Below are 17,106 nucleotides of genomic sequence, written 5' to 3' on the forward strand. Positions count from 1 at the left end.
AGCCGGGCCCGGCCGCCATATTCTCTGCTACACTGCGCGGCCATGCTCATTTAACAACTGATTCCGTATTTCATGCCGACCGACGACTACAGCGCCAACACATCCACCACCGCCAGCCTGCAGCCGGGCGGCCAGGCCAGCGCCGCCTTCGAAGCACAGTTCGACAGCGACTGGTTCCGCGTCAGCCTCACGGCGGGACGCTTCTACACCTTCGGCCTGGACGACGGCGGCAGCCGCAGCGCTTTGCAGCTGGCCATGGTCGACGCATCCGGCAACTACCAGTCCTTCAGCTCGACCAGCACGACGACAGGTGTCACCGGCACCTTCCGTCCGTCCGCCAGCGCCGACTATTTCCTCGCCGCCAGCAACTACAGCGCCTTCCTGCAAAACGTGCCCTACACGATCACCGCCAGCAGCGGCACGCCCGACGACACCGGCGACACGCAGGCGGCCGCGCGCGCCATCGCGCTCGACGAAAGCGTGAGCGGCGCCTTCGAGGGACCGCAGGACGTGGACCAGTTCAAGCTCGCGCTGCAGGCCGGCACCACCTACACCGTCAGCACCACCTGGGCCTCGGACAACGGCAGTTCCTGGTATGGCGGCATTGCGGTCAGCGGCCCCGACGGCGCGGTGCAGTCCGGCTCGCGCAGCAACTTTAACCAGGTTTCCTTCACCACCGGCAGCGCGGGCGACTATTACATCAGCGCCGGCAGCGCCTGGGGCACGGCGCTGGGTAGCTACACCCTGCTCGCCAGCGCCGCCGCCGACGACCATGGCGCCACCGTCGACAGCGCCGGCGCGCTGGCGATCGGCACCAGCACCGCCGGCAAGCTCGAACTACCCTACGACCGCGACTGGTACGCGGTATCGCTGCAAGCCGGCAAGACCTATTGGTTCACCCTGAGCGGCGGCGCAGCCAACGATTACATCGGCGGCACCCAGCTCAAGCTGCTCGACGGCGCGGGCCAGGCGCTGACCACGCTGAGCGGATCGCTCGGCTATCTCGGCTCGGTGCTGATGCCCTGCGTGGCCAGCGCCAGCGGCACCTATTACGTGGAAGTGGCGGACCAGTCTTCCGGCAGCGGCGGCTACACGCTGAAGGCCCAACTGGGCACGCCGGACGACCGCGGCAACACCGTCGCCGCCGCCGGCACCCTGGCGCTGGGCACGGCGTTCAGCGGCAAACTGGAAATCCCGGCCGACAAGGACGTCTTCAAGCTGGCCGTCAAGGCCGGCACCAGCTATGTACTGGAACTGACGGCGCAAAGCGCAGCCGACGCCGCCGGCTACACGCTCGACGCCCAGGATGCCAACGGCGGCTACGTGCAGACCCTCGCCTACAGCTCGGCCACGGCCTCGGTCTACAAGACCTTCACCGCCGGCTACACGGGCGACTTCTACCTGACGGTGGACCGCTACGCCGACGACCGCGCCAGCGCCTACACGCTGAAGGCCAGCCTGCCGGCCGCCGACGACTACGCCGCCAGCAGCGCCACCGCCGCCGTGCTGCAGCCCGGCGGCGCCTTCAGCGGCAAGACCGACTACGCCGGCGATGTCGACTGGGTCAAGCTGAGCCTGAACGCCAACGATAAAATCGTGTTCCAGCTGCAAGGCCTGGCGGGCACGGCGCTCGAGGCGCGCAGCGCCGCCGGCTCCTACGCCTATCTGAACACGCTGTACGGCGCCGGCCCCGGCTATTACTCGCTGACCGCCGACGTCGCGGGCGACTATTATCTGGCGGTCACGCCGCCGCAGCAGGAGAACACGGCGCGCACCGGCGCCTACACGCTGCAAAGCTATGTGCTGACGAGCGACAAGACCGGTCCGGCCGTGCTGTCCTACAGCCCGGCCAGCGGCGCCGCGAACGCCAGCCTGACCGGCAAGATCGTGCTCAACTTCGACGAGCGCATCATGCTGGGCCAGAGCGCCATCACCCTGCTCGACAGCACCGGCGCCGCGGTGGAGACCTATTACGGCTCCTACGACAACCACCTGCAGCTGAGCGGCAGCACGCTGCTCATCGACCCGGAGGCGCCGCTGCGCGCCGGCACCACGTACACGCTGCAACTGGGCGCGGGCGCCATCACCGACCTGGCGGGCAACAACCACGTCGCCAGCACCGGCTACAGTTTTTCCACCGCCGCGAGCGTGCCGCAGGGCGGCGCCGGCAACGACTACCTGACCGGCCTGGGCACCGCGCTGCGCCTGGAGGGCGGCGCCGGCGTCGACACGGCGGTGTACGCCGGCTCCCTGTACAACTACCGCGTGGTCCACGTCAGCAACGAATCGAAAGTGACCAACCTGGCAAGCAGCCCCAACGGCAACGGCGGCGACGTGCTGACCGGTGTCGAGCGCCTGCTGTTCCGCGACAGCGCCGTCGCGCTCGACCTGGACGGCGCGGCCGGCCAGGCCTACCGCATGTACCAGGCCGCGCTGAACCGCACCCCGGACAAGGCCGGCCTGGGCTACTGGATCGCCCAGCTCGACAGCGGAATCACGCTGGCCCAGGTGGCCGACGGCTTCATCGGCAGTGCCGAGTTCAAAACCCTGTTCGGCAGCGCACCGGGCGACGACAGTTTCGTGCGCAGCCTGTACACCAACGTGCTGCATCGCGCGCCGGACCAGGCCGGGCTCGATTTCTGGCTCGGCAGCCTGAGCGGCGGCCTCGGCCGCGCCGACGCCCTGGCCAGCTTCAGCGAGAGCGCGGAGAACCAGGCTGCCGCCATCCAGGTGATCGGCAACGGCTTCGAATACACGCCCTTCGGCTGAATTCGGTGACATTGGGAGAGATTTAACCGGAGGCAACGTTGCTATAATTCAACGTTACCCTTCACTCTCTCCGCAGCCATGGCCCTGACCGACGACTACCCAGCAAATTCCACCACCGCCGGCGCGCTGCCCGCCGACGGCCAGACCAGCGGGGTGTTCGAAACCGTTGGCGACAGCGACTGGTTCAAGGTCACGCTGACGGCCGGCTCGCTGTACACCTACAACCTGGCGGCGCCGTCCACGTCGGGCACCTACACGGTGACGACGCTGAGATTGCTGCGCGCCGACGGCAGCTACGTCGCCGGCGGCTCGGAACTGAGCGGCGGCGCCGTACTGTATTACAAGCCTGCCGTCAGCGGCGACTACTATGTACAGGCCGGCAAGCAGTACGGCGCCAGCGACGAACTGGCTTACACCTTGAAGTCGAGTTCGGTCATCGACAGCGTCGGCGACACCGACGCGGCCGCCCAGGCGATCGCGCTGGGCCAGAGCGTGAGCAGCGCGCTCGAAGGGGGATCGGACGTCGACAAATTCGGCTTCGACGTGCAGGCCGGCGTCACCTACACGGTCAGCGCCAGCCCGGCCGCCGGCGGCAACCCGCTGTCCATCAGTGGCCCGTCCGGCACCACGGCCGGCGCCACCGGTAGCGGCAGCGGCAGCTACTCGTTCACCGCGTGGACCAGCGGCACCGCCTATGCCGCCATCAGCCCTTACTACTCTTCCAGCACCGGCGTGCAGCCGTACACCATGACGGTCACGGCGGCTGCGGACGACTACAGCGCCAACACCTCTGGCGCCGGCAAGCTGACCGTGGGCGCCAGCACCGGCGCCAAGTTCAACACCATCAACGACCGCGACTGGTTCGCCGTCGACCTGCAGGCCGGCAGCAACTACTGGTTCACGCTGACCGGCGGTTCCAGCTACTACAGCAAGCTGAAATTGTTCGACGGCAGTGGCAAGGAAATGGCAGCCACGGTCACCACCGATCCCCTCAGCGGCGTGCCGCTGCTGGCGGTCACCGCGTCCCAGGCCGGCACCTATTACCTGGAAGCGAGCGACACCGGCTCCGGCATCGCCAGCTATGCCGTCGCGGCGCGCCTCGGCGCCCGCGACGACCACGGCAGCAGCAGCGCCACCGCGACCGCGCTCAAGGCCGGCGTCGCCGCCAGCGGCAAGCTGGAACTGGCCAGCGATACCGACGCTTTCAAGCTGGCGATGAAAGCCGGCACCACCTATATAGTCGAACTGGCGGGGGACGCCGCGAGCGCCAACAACCTGACCCTGGGCGGCAAGACGAACATCTCCGCCCTGGACTGGTATACCTATTCCGTGGCCGGGAAGGCGGCCTACCGCGTCTTCACCCCCAACCAGGACGGCGACGTGCTCTTGACGGTCGGCGAGAACAACACCTACCGCGCCACCGCTTACACTTTGAAAGCCTATATCCCGGCCAATGACGACTATATGGCCGGTAGCGGCACCTCCGGCGTGCTGGCGATGGGCGGCAAAGCCAGCGGCGCGCTGGACTTCGCCGGCGACCAGGACTGGATCAAGGTCAGCCTGATCGCCGGCGGCAAATACATGTTCCAGCTGGCCGGCGCCGTCGGCGGCGGCGGCACGCTGGAAGTGGACAGCTACGCTGGCACGCTGGCGCTGTACGACGCCAGTGGCAGCTTCCAGCCCCTGGCAACCATGAGCGGCATGAAAGCCGGCTACTACAGCGCCACCGCCAGCAAGAGCGGCGACTACTACCTCAACGTCGCCCCCTATCGGTACAGCAGCACGCCGCTCACCGGCAGTTATACGCTGCACGCGACCGACCTGAGCGGCGACACCACCGGGCCGGCCGTGACGGCGTTCTCGCCCGCCAAGGGCGGCACCGGCGCCAGCCTGAGCGCCAACATCGTGCTCGGCTTCGATGAGGCAGTGCGGCGCGGCGACGGCCTGATCCGCCTGCTTGACAGCAGCGGCGCCGCGGTGGAAACCTTCAACAGCTACAGCGGCGGCACCGCCACCGTGTCCGGAAACACGCTGACTATCAACCCCGCCGCGCCGCTACGTCCGAACACCGAATACACGCTGGAACTCGCGAACGGCAGCCTGATCGACTTGGCCGGCAATAAATACGCCGGCAGCAGCAACTACAGTTTCACCACGGTGGCGGCCGTCGCTGTGGGCGGCAGCGGCAACGACACCATGGTAGGTCTGGGCAACGGGCGCCGCCTGAACGGCGCCGACGGCATCGACACCGTGGTCTACGCCAACAGCAGTTCGAACTACACGGTGATCCACATCAACAGTGAAACCAAGGTCAGCCAGTACAGCGGCGGTGCGCTGGGCGACATGCTGTCCAATGTGGAGCGGCTGCTGTTCTCCAACACCAGCGTCGCGCTCGACATCGACGGCAGCGGCGGCCAGGTCTACCGCCTGTACCAGGCCGCCTTCAACCGGGCGCCGGACAAGTCCGGCCTGGGCTACTGGATGGCGCAGATGGATGCCGGCGCGCCCCTCAAGGACGTGGCCGGCGCCTTCATCGGCAGCGCCGAATTTCAGAAACTGTACGGCAGCGGCCAGAGCGACGCGGCCTACATCACCAGCATGTACAGCAATGTGCTGCACCGCGCACCGGACCAGGCCGGCGTGGCCTTCTGGGGCGACAGCCTCGCGCAAGGCACCTCGCGCGCCAATATGCTGACCGACTTCAGCGAAAGCGCCGAGAACCAGCTGGCCGCGCTCAAACTGATCGGCAACGGCTTCGAGTACACGCCGTACGGCTAAGTCCGGTCAATGGCATGCGCTGCGCCTATGCCGACGCGTATCCGGACTTGCCAGTCGCGCTGAAATAAACAGCGGTGCACAGGCGGGTTGCGCTGCGCGTTCGTAACAATTGCAAGAATTATTTTGCGGCTGGTGACAAAGCGCGCATTTTGCCGCCCCCCGTTTGTCATATCCTTACAGCAATTCTGTTACATCGCTGATATTGCATGCCAAACTCTTCCGAACTGACGGCCGCCAGGCTGCCCTCCAGCTACCGCGTCATAGCGCAAGGTCCGCAGCCCGGCCACACGCCCGAGCAGGTGACGCAGCGGCTGGCGGCGCTGTTCAGGCGCAGCGGCGAACAGATGCGCGCCCTGCTGACGGCGCCGCGCGCCATCATCAAGAAGCAGGTCGACTACGCCAGCGCGCTGCGCTACCGGGAGGCGCTGGAGAGTTGCGGTTGCGTCTGCGTCATCGAAGCCGAGGCGCCCGACTTCAGCGCGCTGGTACTGCAACGCTTCGCCAGTCCGGGCATCGGCATCGTCCTGAATGCGCCCGAAGCCTGGCGCGCCAGCAGCGAAGGCCACGTCTACCATCTGTTCGATCTGGACCATGGCAGCCAGTTCAGCGCGATAGGCGTACCCAACAGCAGCCTGACAGTGCAAGACTGGAGCGAGCTGCGTGTGCGCAAAGTAGCCGAGGAGATGCCCTGGCTGAAGCAGGTCAAGCGCCCCTACAAGCTGGAAGGCGAGAATTGGGGCGGGCACACGCAAGGCCTCGCCGCCGAATACCGCGGCACCTTCCCCGGCAAGGACGAGCCCAGCCACTATCTGTTGCTCAGCCTGTGGACGCGGCGGGCGCTGTCCTGCCTGACGATCACCGCCCCGGCGGCCGCCTTCGACGCCGACGACGCGCTCTACCGCTGGCTGCTGCAGACCCAGCTCAGCGTACAAGAAACCCCGCCCGGCCCGGTCCGCGACGAAGCCATGGCCCGCTGGCTCAAGTACAACAAGCTCCCCGTCCCCGCCAACACTGCACGTATGCAGGCCTGACCCCACCCCTGGGGTCAGGCCTGCATTCGTGCATTTTCAGGCATGTTCATCTATCAGGAACCTGGCATCTGCCTTGTTTTTTCGGCTGGGGTCAGGCCTGCAATCGTGCAGCGTTGGCGCAGTCGGGGGCATACCATGCGCGAAAACGCACGAATGCAGGCCTGACCCCAGGGCTTAATGCATCCGGAGTTGGCCGGGGTGGGGGGCGCCTGGGGCCACGCGGAACACGCTGACGATGCGGCTCAGCGTGGCGGCCTGCTCCTGCAGGGCGGAAGCGGCAGCGGCCGCTTGCTCGACCAGCGCGGCGTTTTGCTGCGTGACGTTGTCCATCTCGACCACCGCCGTATTGATCTGCTCGATGCCGGCACTCTGCTCGGCGCCGGCCGCCGCAATCGTGGCCATGATGCCGGTGACGCTGCGCACGCTGGCCACCACTTCATCCATCGTACTGCCCGCTTGCTGCACCAGCTTGCTGCCGGCGGCGACCTTGCCGACCGAGTCGCCGATCAGCTCCTTGATCTCCTTGGCGGCCGAGGCGGAACGCTGCGCCAGGGTCCGTACTTCGCTGGCGACCACCGCAAAGCCCCGCCCCTGCTCGCCCGCGCGCGCAGCTTCCACCGCCGCATTCAGGGCCAGGATATTGGTCTGGAAGGCGATGCCGTCGATGACGCCGATGATGTCGACGATCTTCTTCGACGAGTCGTGGATCGAGTCCATGGTGTGCACCACCTGCCCCACCACGTCGCCGCCCCGCACCGCCACGTCGGACGCCGCCGTCGCCAGCTGGTTGGCCTCGCGCGCGTTGCCGCTGTTCTCGCGCACCGCGCTGGTCAATTCCTCCATCGACGAGGCCGTCTCTTCGAGCGCGCTGGCTTGGCGCTCGGTGCGCTCGGACAAGTCCTGGTTGCCGCTGGCGATCTGGCCGGTGGCCACGGCGATGGTGTCGGTGCTGCTGCGCACCTGCGTCACGATCTGCACCAGGCTGTCGCGCATCAGCTTCATCGCGTGCATCATGCTGCCCTGGTGCGCGGCATCGGTCTCGACCTCGACCGTCAAATCGCCCGCCGCGATGCGTCCCGCCACCATGGCGGCGTAGTCGGGCTCGCCGCCCAGCTGGCGCAGCAGCTTGCGCGCGATGATCAGCGCCGCTGCCACGCCCACCAACACCGCCACCGCGCTCAAGCCCAGCATCAGCCCGCGCGCCGCCGCGTAGGCGCGCGCCGCCTCGTCCGCGTCCTCATGGTTGCGGCGCTTTTGCAGCGCCACGTCTTCGTCCATCGCGTCCTGCCAGCGCTGCGTCGCGGGACCGGCCTGCTGCACCAGCACCGCGGTCGCCTCGTCGTCCTTGTGGGCCAGCGCCAGCTGCGCCACCTGGTCGTTCAGGCGCCGCGCCACGGCGCCCGCCTCGTCGACGCGGCTGCGGATGGCCTTGGCTTCGGCTATGCTGGGCATCTTGTCGAGTTCGGCGGACGCGGCGGCATAGCGCTCGCGCGCCGCTTTCATCAGCGCCAGTTCGGCCCGGATGGCCGCCTCGTCCGTGAGCAGCACCGCCGTGCGCGTCACGCGCGCGACCACGTGCACCGCCTCCGACATGTCCTGCACCAGCGCCAGCTTGGCGACGTTGCCGTGCACGATACGGTCCAGCCGCTCGTTGATGCGGCCCATGCTGAACACGCCCAGCGCGGCCACCAGCACCAGCAGCGCCAGCACCATCCCGAAGCCCAGCGCCAGCCGGGTGCCCACCTTCATATTCGCTGCAGCCATAGTCGCCTCCTGAAAACAAATATGGAAATGCTGAAATATTCCGTGCGGCAGCCCTGCCGTGCCGTGCGGCGCGCCGGGTTTGCCATTAAAATGGCCCGGCGCCGCTTTCCCAATAATAACAACCTCGTTCACACACCATGGCAATTAATGTAGCTATCAACCTGGCAGCAGCAATCGCCCTGCTCGCTTTCATGGTCCGCCAGCAAAGCCGGCACGCCAGCTTCACCGTGCGCGTATTCACCGGCCTGGGCCTGGGCGTGCTGCTGGGCGCGGGGCTGCAGGCGCTCTACGGGGCGGCCGATCCGGTCGTCAAGACCACCGGCGAGTACCTCGACATCGTCGGCACCGGCTACGTCAAGCTGTTGCAAATGATCATCATGCCGCTGATCATGGTATCCATCATCGCGGCCATCCTCAAGCTGAAGAACGCGTCCTCGCTCGGCAAGATCAGCGCCCTGACCATAGGCACACTGATCGCCACCACCATCGTGGCGGCCGGCATCGGCATCCTGATGGCCAGGCTGTTCGACCTGAGCGCGGTGGGCCTGGCGGCCAACGCGGCCGAGGCGGCGCGCGGCGCCTATCTGCAGGGCAAACTGGGCGATGCGCAAGCCATCTCGCTGCCCAATATGCTGATCAGCTTCATCCCCGCCAATCCCTTCCTCGACATGACGGGCGGGCGCAAGACCTCCACCATCGCGGTGGTGGTGTTTTCCATCTTCATCGCCGTGTCCGCCATCGGCATCCACGACAAAAAGCCGGACCTGTTCGCCTCCTTCGAACACTTCATCCAGGTCGCGCACGCCATCGTGATGCGCATGGTGACCCTGGTGCTGCGCCTGACCCCGTACGGCGTGTTCGCGCTGATGGCCACGCTGGCGGCCACCTCCAGCTACGCCGACATCCTGCACCTGATCAGCTTCGTGCTGGCCTCCTACAGCGCGCTGATCCTGATGTTCTGCGTGCACCTGGCGCTGGTCTCGGCCGCTGGCCTCAATCCGCTGCGCTACGCGCGCAAGATCTTCCCGGTGCTGGCCTTCGCCTTCACCTCGCGCTCCAGCGCCGGCGCGATACCGATGAGCGTGCAGACGCAGACGCGCCGCCTCGGCACGTCCGAGGGCATCGCCAACTTCGCCGCCTCCTTCGGCGCCACCATAGGCCAGAACGGCTGCGCCGGCATCTACCCGGCCATGCTGGCGGTGATGATCGCCCCCACCGTCGGCATCGATCCCTACACGCTGGGCTTCATCGCGCCGCTGCTGGCCATCATCGCGGTCGGCTCGGTGGGCGTGGCCGGCGTGGGCGGCGGCGCCACCTTCGCCGCGCTGATCGTGCTGTCGTCGATGAACCTGCCGGTGGCGCTGGCCGGCCTGCTGATCTCGATCGAACCGCTGATCGACATGGGCCGCACCGCGCTCAACGTCAGCGGTTCCATCGCGGCCGGCGCTGTCGCCAGCCGCGCGCTGGGCGAGACCGATATGGCCGTGTTCAACGGCGACGCCGACCTGGGCGAGGAAGCCGACAGCAAGGCGGCGTAGGGCTAGCCCACCTCGTTATACACAAGTCGGCCCCATGACGTTGGCCGCTGGAATTTCCGTTTACATTCAGTGAGTTAGCGCCGGGCTTGTAAACTGCCGCGAAATCGCGTTTACTCTCGTCTTTTGCGTGGCGCAATTGGCAAACGGATCGACAAGCTGGACGGAAGCGGAATTTGGGCAACTCGATCTGGGCGATGCGCGCCTGAACCGGCGAGCGAGGACACTGATGGAAAGTATGGCTGCGGCCCCGACGGCAAGCGTGCCGAAGGCGTGCAACGGATGGGGCGAAACGATGGCAGCATATCGCTTCTTCGACAACGACAGCGTGGAATGGCAAGCGGTGCTGGAACCCCACTGGCAGCAGACCGAGCAGCGGATGGCGGCAGAATCGGTAGTGCTGTGCCTGCAGGACACGACGGAATTGGACTTCAATGGCCAGCAGGCCAAAGGCCTTGGCCCACTGAGCTACGAGGCGCAGCGCGGCATGTACCTGCACCCGACCTACGCGGTAACGACGGCGCGCGAACCGCTGGGGATTTTGGACGTATGGATGTGGGCGCGCGAACCAAAGAAGGAAGATGGCAAGCGCGGCGGGCCGAAAGAGAGCCTGCGCTGGATCGAGGGTTACGAGCGGCTGGCCGAACTGGCGCCGCGTTTGGCATCGACGCGCCTGGTGTATGTGGCCGACCGCGAAGCGGACATGATGCCGTTGATGGCGCGCGCCCAGCAACTGGGCATGCCGCTCGACTGGCTGGTGCGCGCGACGCACAACCGCTGCTTGCCCAACAGCGAGAAGCTGTGGCCCCACACTACGGAAGGGGCGGCGCTGGGCGAGATCGAATTCATGCTCGCAGCCCGGCCAGGCAACAAAGCGCGAATCGTGCGCCAGCACCTGTGGGCGCGCCGTGTCGAACTGAAGGCGGGTAAGGGTAAAACGGTGCAAGCGACCTGCATTGTGGCGCGTGAGTACGGCGCGCTGGCTGGCACGAAAGCCATCGAATGGCGCCTGTTGACGAACAGAGTGGCCACCACGGCGGCCGAGGTGGCTGAACTGATTGACTGGTACCGGGCTCGCTGGGAGATCGAGATGCTGTTCAACGTATTCAAGGCCGGCTGCAAGGTTGAGCAACTGCAGTTGGGCAGGATCGAGCGCATCGAGCGCGCGCTCGCGCTGTACTTGGTGGTGGCGTGGCGGATCGCTTATCTGATGCGTATGGGCCGCACATGCCCCGACCTTGACGCCAGCCTGTTCTTCGATCCCGATGAAATACAGGCGGCCTATTTGCTCAACAAGAAGCGACCGCCGACGGCACCAACACTGAACGAAGTCGTACGTATGATTGCTCGCGCCGGGGGATTCCTGGCGAGAAAAGGCGACGGTGAACCGGGGGCCAAGACCATTTGGGAAGGCATTTGCGATGTTCGGGCCTCGGCTCATACGATCAAGACATTACGCGAAATGGGGATGCTGGCAAGTTGTGTATAACGAGGTGGGGCTAGCCAGGCACGCCTGCGCCATCCTTTTGCAAATTCGACTAGCATGGACCGCACTTCATCAGTATCGGCGGAGCGGTCGGCATGGAACAAAAGTGGCCTCAACAGATCTGGCTCGTACGGCATGGGCAGAGCGCGGGCAATGTGGCGCGCGAGGCCGCCGAGGCCGCGTCGCAATTCCTGATCGACATCGCGCACCGCGACGTCGACGTCCCGCTGTCCGAACTGGGCCGGCGCCAGGCCGGCGCGCTGGCCGCCTGGTTCGCCGCCCTGCCGGCCGGACAGCAGCCCGAAGTGGTGCTGCACTCGCCCTATGTGCGCGCCCGCGACACGGCCCACGCCGTCATCGGACAGCTGGGCAGCGAGGGGCTGACCGTGGTGGCCGACGAGCGCCTGCGCGAGAAGGAGTTCGGCATCCTGGACCGGCTCACGCCGCTGGGCATCGCCGACAAATTCCCTGAACTGGCCGAGCAGCGCAAGCATGTCGGCAAATTCTATTTCCGTCCGCCCGGCGGCGAGAGCTGGTGCGACGTGATCCTGCGCCTGCGCAGCGTGATCGACACCATCACCCGCGAATACCGGGGCGAGCGCGTGCTCATCGTCGGCCACCAGGTCATCGTCAACTGCTTCCGCTACCTGCTGGAGCGCATGGACGAAACCGCAATCCTGGCGGTCGACCGCGCGGCCGACGTGCCCAACTGCGGCGTCACCTCCTACGTGTTCGACGCGGCGGCGGGCAAGCACGGCAAGCTGGTGCTGCAGAGCGCCAACTTCGTCGCGCCGCTGGAGCAGACCGGTACGCCCATCACCGCCAGGCCGGACATGCCGGCCGCCCCGAAGTCCTGATTGCTGCCCGGGAGCGCCATGGCCAACAGTAAAACCTACGCCATCGACATCAGCATGCGGACGCTGCGCGAGTGGCCGCTGCCCATGCCCCATTTCGACGGCGACAAGGAAGTGCGCGGCCACGTGCTGATCGTCGCGGGCTCGCGCGAGATGCCGGGCGCGGCCCTGCTGGCGGCGACGGCGGCCTTGCGCGCCGGCGCCGGCAAGCTGACCGTGGCGACGGCAGCCAGCGTGGCGCCGCACCTGGCCATGGCGCTGCCCGAGGCGCGCGTGATGGCGCTGGCCGAAACGGCGGCGGGCGGCTTTTCCATCGAGGCGGCGCGCAGGCTGGGCGAGCTGGCGCACAAGGTGGACGCGTTGCTGGTCGGCCCGGGCATGCAGGACGAGGCCGCCAGCGCCGAGCTGGTGCGCGCCCTGCTGCCGCGCTTCGCGGGCCGCAAGGTGATACTGGACGCGGCCGCGATGGAACTGCTGCGCCCGCCCGCCGAACAGCCGCTGCTGGCCGACCCGGTGGACTGCGAGCATTTCCGTTTCGAGGAAGCCGTGCTGTTGACGCCGCACGCGGGCGAACTGGCACATCTGTGCGGCATGGACCGGCAAGCGGTGATGGGCGACCTGCACGGCACGGCGCAGCGGCACGCGCGGCGCTGGAACGCGGTGCTGGCGCTCAAGGGGCCGCTCACCGTGGTCGCCGCGCCCGACGGCGAACTGTGGGAGCACCAGGGCGGCAATATCGGCCTGGCCATCTCCGGCTCGGGCGACGCGCTGGCCGGCATCATCGCCGGACTGGCGGCACGCGGCGCGGTGCTCGAGCAGGCCGCCGCCTGGGGCGTGGCGCTGCACGCGGCGGCCGGCGAGCAGCTGGCGCTGCGCTATGGGGTGCTGGGCTACCTGGCGCGCGAGATTTCGGCCGAAGTCCCGGCCCTGCTACGCACGCTGGCGCCCGCCTGAATTTTTGCGGAACCTAAAACGTCGGCACAAGTCCAATTTACGGGTTGAACTCTGGGTGACCACTCTATTTCACTTACCATGAAAGGAAGCACCATGAAAACATTGAGCACCACCACCGCGCTGCTGCTGAGCGCCGTCCTGGCCACGGCCACGCTGGCAGGCTGCAAGAACCGCAGCGCCGATTCCACCGGCACCACGGACAGCACCGCCGCGCCGGCGACCACGCCGTCGACCGTGACGCCCAGCACCACGCCGGGCATCACCACCCCAAGCACGACGCCAAGCACGACGCCCGACACCACAACGCCGTCGACCACGCCGACAGACCAGAACGCGACGCCGACCACGCCACCCAGCAGCGGCACATCGGGCACTTCCGGGACTTCGGGAAGCTCCGGCTCGGGCACATCAGGCACTTCAGGCACATCCGGAACCTCGGGCACGTCCGGGACCTCGGGTACGTCCGGGACTTCGGGCACGTCCGGCTCGGGCACCAGCGGCACCAGCGGTAACAACTCCACCACCACGCCGCCACGTAACGGGAAATAATAAAAAAGCAGGCTGCCCTTGTGGGACAGCCTGCTTCGCCGCGTCCTGAAAAAACCGCTCAGTACCGGTATGGCCCACCGCGCCCGGCGCTTGCAAACGGGGCAGGCCATGCAAACGGGTCTGCTACGTGCCGGGCCTGCGCACCAGGACCCGAAGGCCCTGCATCACGAGTTCAGGCGACCGGTTTCAAGCCGGAGCCGCCACGCCCCGTCAGCTTCAGCACCACCCACTTCAGCATGCGGTAGACCATGCGCACGAACACCAGCGTCAGCAGCGCTTCGACCAGCGTCATGAAGAAAGCCACGATGGCCGGCCAGCGTGCCGCGCGGCGGCCGAACTTGGCCATGGCGCGGTCGCGGGCGATCTCGATGCTGTCGTAGAAGGTCGGCACCACCAGCAGGGTCAGGATGGTCGAGGTGATGGTGCCGCCGATGATGGCGACCGCCAGCGGACGGTAGAACTCGCCGCCCTCGCCCAAGCCCAGCGCCACCGGCAACATGCCTGCGATCAGCGCGAACGTGGTCATCAGGATGGGACGCAAACGCATGCGGCCGGCGTGCATCAGCGCGTCTTCCCGGCCGTAGCCCTCTTCCTCGCGCTTGCGCGCCGCGTCCAGCAGCAGGATGGCGTTCTTGGCCACCAGGCCCATCAGCATGATGATGCCGATGAAGCTCATCAGGTTCAAGGTGCCCTTGGTCAGCAGCAGCGCCAGCACCACGCCGATCAGCGACAGCGGCAGCGACAGCATCACGGCGATCGGCGCGGTGAAGGAGCCGAACTGCATCACCAGGATCAGATACATCAGGCCGATGCCCGCCAGCAGCGCGACCGTCATCGCGGTGAACAGTTCCTTCTGGTCCTTGCCTGCGCCACCCAGCGACAGGCCATAGCCCGGCGGGAAATCGATTTCCTTGGCCAGCTTCATGGCGTCGGCGGTCACTTCGCCGGTGGAGCGGCCCTGCGCGTTGGCGGACACGGCGATCAGGCGCTTGCCATCCTTGTGCGTGATGGTGGCCGGGCCCTTGCCCATGGTGACGCGGGCGATCTGGTCCAGCGGCACCATCTGGCTGGTGCCGGTGACGGCGATCGGCAGGCGTTCGATGTTCTCGGCGCCGGTGCGGTCCTCGGGGTGCAAGCGCACCGCCACGTCGCGCGATTCGCCGGTCGGATCGACCCAGTCGCCCACTTCGATGCCGGCGAAGGCCACGCGCAGCGCTTGCGCCGCGTCGCCCGCCGAAATGCCCATGGAGTTGGCCAGGCCGCGGTCCAGTTCGATCTGCAGCTCGTCCTTCGGGTCCTGTTCGGACAGGCCGACGTCCACGGCGCCCGGCACCTGGCGCAGCTTGTCCATATAGGCGCTGGTGATGGCCATCAGCTTGCGCGTGTCGGGGCCGGTGAATTCGACCTGGATAGGCTTGCGGCTGCCGTTGCTCAGGTCGTCGAGCACCACGTATTCGGCGCCCACCAGGCCGGCCAGCTTCTCGCGCAGCTCGGCGGCGGCTTCGGCGGCCGAACGCTTGCGCTCATGCTTCTTGCCCAGGTCGACGTAGATGCGGCCGCCGCTCAGGTTGATATAGCTGTTGGTCTTCGGCTTTTCAGCCAGGGTGCGCGAGATCTCGGCGGCCCGTTCCACTTTCAGGCGCGAGTATTCCAGGCTGCTCGAGGACGGCGTGCGCACATCGATCATGATGGTGCCGTAGTCCGACTGCGGCAGGAAGCTGGTGCCGCCGAACTTGGCGTGCAGGCCGATCGCGCCGGCGAAGGTCAGCACCGCGATGGCGGTCATCCAGCGGCGGTGGTGCAGCGCCCAGCCGATCACATTGCCGTAGCGGTCGGCCTGGTGGTCGAACCAGTCGTTGAAGCGGGCCAGCACCTTGCTGATGCCCTTCTTCGGCGCGGTGTGGTGGTCAGGCGGATCGCCCCAGAAGGCCGACAGCATCGGGTCCAGCGTGAAGGAGATGAACAGCGAGACCAGCACCGAGCAGGTGACGGTCAGCGCGAAGGGACGGAACCATTCGCCCGACACGCCCGGCATCACGGCCACCGGAATGAACACGGCCATGATGGAGAAGGTGGTGGCGGCCACCGCCATGCCGATCTCGGCCGTGCCTTCCAGCGCGGCCTTGCGGCGGTCGGACCCCATCTGCATATGGCGCACGATGTTTTCCCGCACCACGATGGCGTCGTCGATCAGCACGCCGATCGCCAGCGACAGGCCGAGCAGGGTCATGAAGTTCAAGGTGAAGCCGCACAGCCACACCGCGATGAAGGCGGCGATGACCGAGGTCGGCAGCGACAGCGCGGTGATGAGCGTGGAGCGCCAGGAGTTCAGGAAGGCGTACACCACGAAGATGGTCAGCACGGCGCCGAACACCAAGGACTCGATCACGTTGTCGAGGTTGTTTTCCGATTCCTCGCCGCCGTCCTGCGTCACTTCCATCTCGGTGCCGGCCGGCAGTTCCAGGTTGATGGCCTTGACCATCTCGCGGATCTTGTTGGCCACCGAGACGGTGGACGCGTCGCGCGAGCGGGTGACGGAGATGCCGACGTTGGGCTTGCCGGTGCGGATGCTGACGTTGTTGATGTCGGCGAAGCCGTCCTCTATCGTGGCCAGCTGGCCCAGGCGGATGATCTCCTCGCCGCGGCGCTTGACCACCACGGCCTGGAAGTCCTCGGGGCGTTCGATGCGGCCGACCAGGCGGATGCTCTTCTCGTCGAGCGCGCCGCGCACCTTGCCGACCGGGGCGTTGGTGTTCTGCATGCGCAGCGCGTTGACCACCTCGCCCACCGACACGTTGTACTCGCGCAGCTTCTCGGCGCGCAGCAGCACGCTCAGCTCGCGCCGCAGCGAACCGTTGACCGTGACGTTGGCCACGCCGTCGATGCCGCGGAAACGGTCGGCCAGCTGGTCTTCTGCGATGCGCGAAATGGCCGCGTGGCTCTGCGTCTTCGACGACAGCGACATCTGCATGATAGGCTCGGCCGAGATGTCGAGGCGCTGCACGATGGGTTCGCGCATCTCGGTCGGCAGCTTGTAGCGCACCGAGGCGATGGAGTTGCGGATCTCGTCGGTCGCCTCGATCAGGTTCTTGCTGAAGGTAAACTTCATCTGGATGCGGGCCTGGCCTTCGGACGCGGTGCTGCTCACCTCGGTCACGCCGGTGATGCTCTGCATCGACTTTTCCAGGCGGTTGACGATTTCGCGCTCGACCGTCTCGGGCGAGGCGCCCGGGTACGGCACGGTGACGAAGATCATCGGCACCTCCACGTCCGGGCGCTGGTTGACGCGCAGCTTGGACAGGGCCATCAGGCCCAGGCACATCAGCGCGATGATCACCACGATGGTGGCGATCGGCCGCTTGATACTGAAATCGGATAAGAACATG

At 66.8% G+C, this 17,106-nt stretch carries 10 protein-coding genes; 8 read left to right on the forward strand and 2 right to left on the reverse strand.

Annotation, left to right across the window (positions count from 1 at the left end; translation table 11 throughout):
• The first annotated feature begins 72 nt into the window (after window positions 1–72).
• The 3 genes from ACSQ8Y_RS15995 to ACSQ8Y_RS16005 all read left to right on the forward strand — a co-directional run bounded on the left by ACSQ8Y_RS15995 (window position 73) and on the right by ACSQ8Y_RS16005 (window position 6,578).
• Window positions 73–2,769, forward strand: coding sequence for a DUF4214 domain-containing protein (locus ACSQ8Y_RS15995; RefSeq protein ID WP_436267434.1), 2,697 nt, complete (start codon window positions 73–75; stop codon window positions 2,767–2,769).
• Between the two features lie 78 nt (window positions 2,770–2,847).
• Window positions 2,848–5,547, forward strand: coding sequence for a DUF4214 domain-containing protein (locus tag ACSQ8Y_RS16000; protein WP_436267435.1), 2,700 nt, complete (start codon window positions 2,848–2,850; stop codon window positions 5,545–5,547).
• Between the two features lie 206 nt (window positions 5,548–5,753).
• Window positions 5,754–6,578: a hypothetical protein gene (locus tag ACSQ8Y_RS16005; RefSeq protein WP_436267436.1), complete on the forward strand. Its 825-nt coding sequence runs from the start codon at window positions 5,754–5,756 to the stop codon at window positions 6,576–6,578.
• 174 nt (window positions 6,579–6,752) lie between these two features.
• On the opposite strand, the gene ACSQ8Y_RS16010 is transcribed toward ACSQ8Y_RS16005, so the two are convergent.
• Window positions 6,753–8,342, reverse strand: a complete 1,590-nt coding sequence (locus ACSQ8Y_RS16010; RefSeq protein WP_436267437.1) for a methyl-accepting chemotaxis protein — start codon at window positions 8,340–8,342, stop codon at window positions 6,753–6,755.
• A gap of 137 nt (window positions 8,343–8,479) precedes the next feature.
• Between ACSQ8Y_RS16010 and ACSQ8Y_RS16015 the strand changes: the two genes are divergently transcribed.
• From ACSQ8Y_RS16015 to ACSQ8Y_RS16035, 5 genes are all read left to right on the forward strand, one after another.
• Complete coding sequence (locus ACSQ8Y_RS16015; protein WP_436267438.1) at window positions 8,480–9,880, forward strand: L-cystine transporter; 1,401 nt, start codon at window positions 8,480–8,482, stop codon at window positions 9,878–9,880.
• A gap of 136 nt (window positions 9,881–10,016) precedes the next feature.
• Window positions 10,017–11,366: an IS4 family transposase gene (locus tag ACSQ8Y_RS16020; protein WP_436269810.1), complete on the forward strand. Its 1,350-nt coding sequence runs from the start codon at window positions 10,017–10,019 to the stop codon at window positions 11,364–11,366.
• Between the two features lie 92 nt (window positions 11,367–11,458).
• Entirely contained in the window at window positions 11,459–12,220 is a 762-nt protein-coding gene (locus ACSQ8Y_RS16025; RefSeq protein WP_436267439.1) for a histidine phosphatase family protein, read from the forward strand.
• Window positions 12,221–12,238: 18 nt separating this feature from the next.
• Window positions 12,239–13,171 (forward strand): NAD(P)H-hydrate dehydratase, encoded by a 933-nt coding sequence (locus ACSQ8Y_RS16030; protein WP_436267440.1) that lies wholly within the window; start codon window positions 12,239–12,241, stop codon window positions 13,169–13,171.
• A 93-nt stretch (window positions 13,172–13,264) separates the two neighbouring features.
• Window positions 13,265–13,720, forward strand: coding sequence for a hypothetical protein (locus ACSQ8Y_RS16035; RefSeq protein ID WP_436267441.1), 456 nt, complete (start codon window positions 13,265–13,267; stop codon window positions 13,718–13,720).
• 172 nt (window positions 13,721–13,892) lie between these two features.
• On the opposite strand, the gene ACSQ8Y_RS16040 is transcribed toward ACSQ8Y_RS16035, so the two are convergent.
• A complete protein-coding gene (locus ACSQ8Y_RS16040) occupies window positions 13,893–17,105 on the reverse strand; it encodes an efflux RND transporter permease subunit (protein ID WP_436267442.1) in 3,213 nt (1,070 codons plus the stop codon).
• Window position 17,106 lies beyond the last annotated feature (1 nt).

This window comes from Pseudoduganella sp. LjRoot289 (genome assembly GCF_964252925.1).
Lineage (GTDB): Bacteria > Pseudomonadota > Gammaproteobacteria > Burkholderiales > Burkholderiaceae_D > Rugamonas.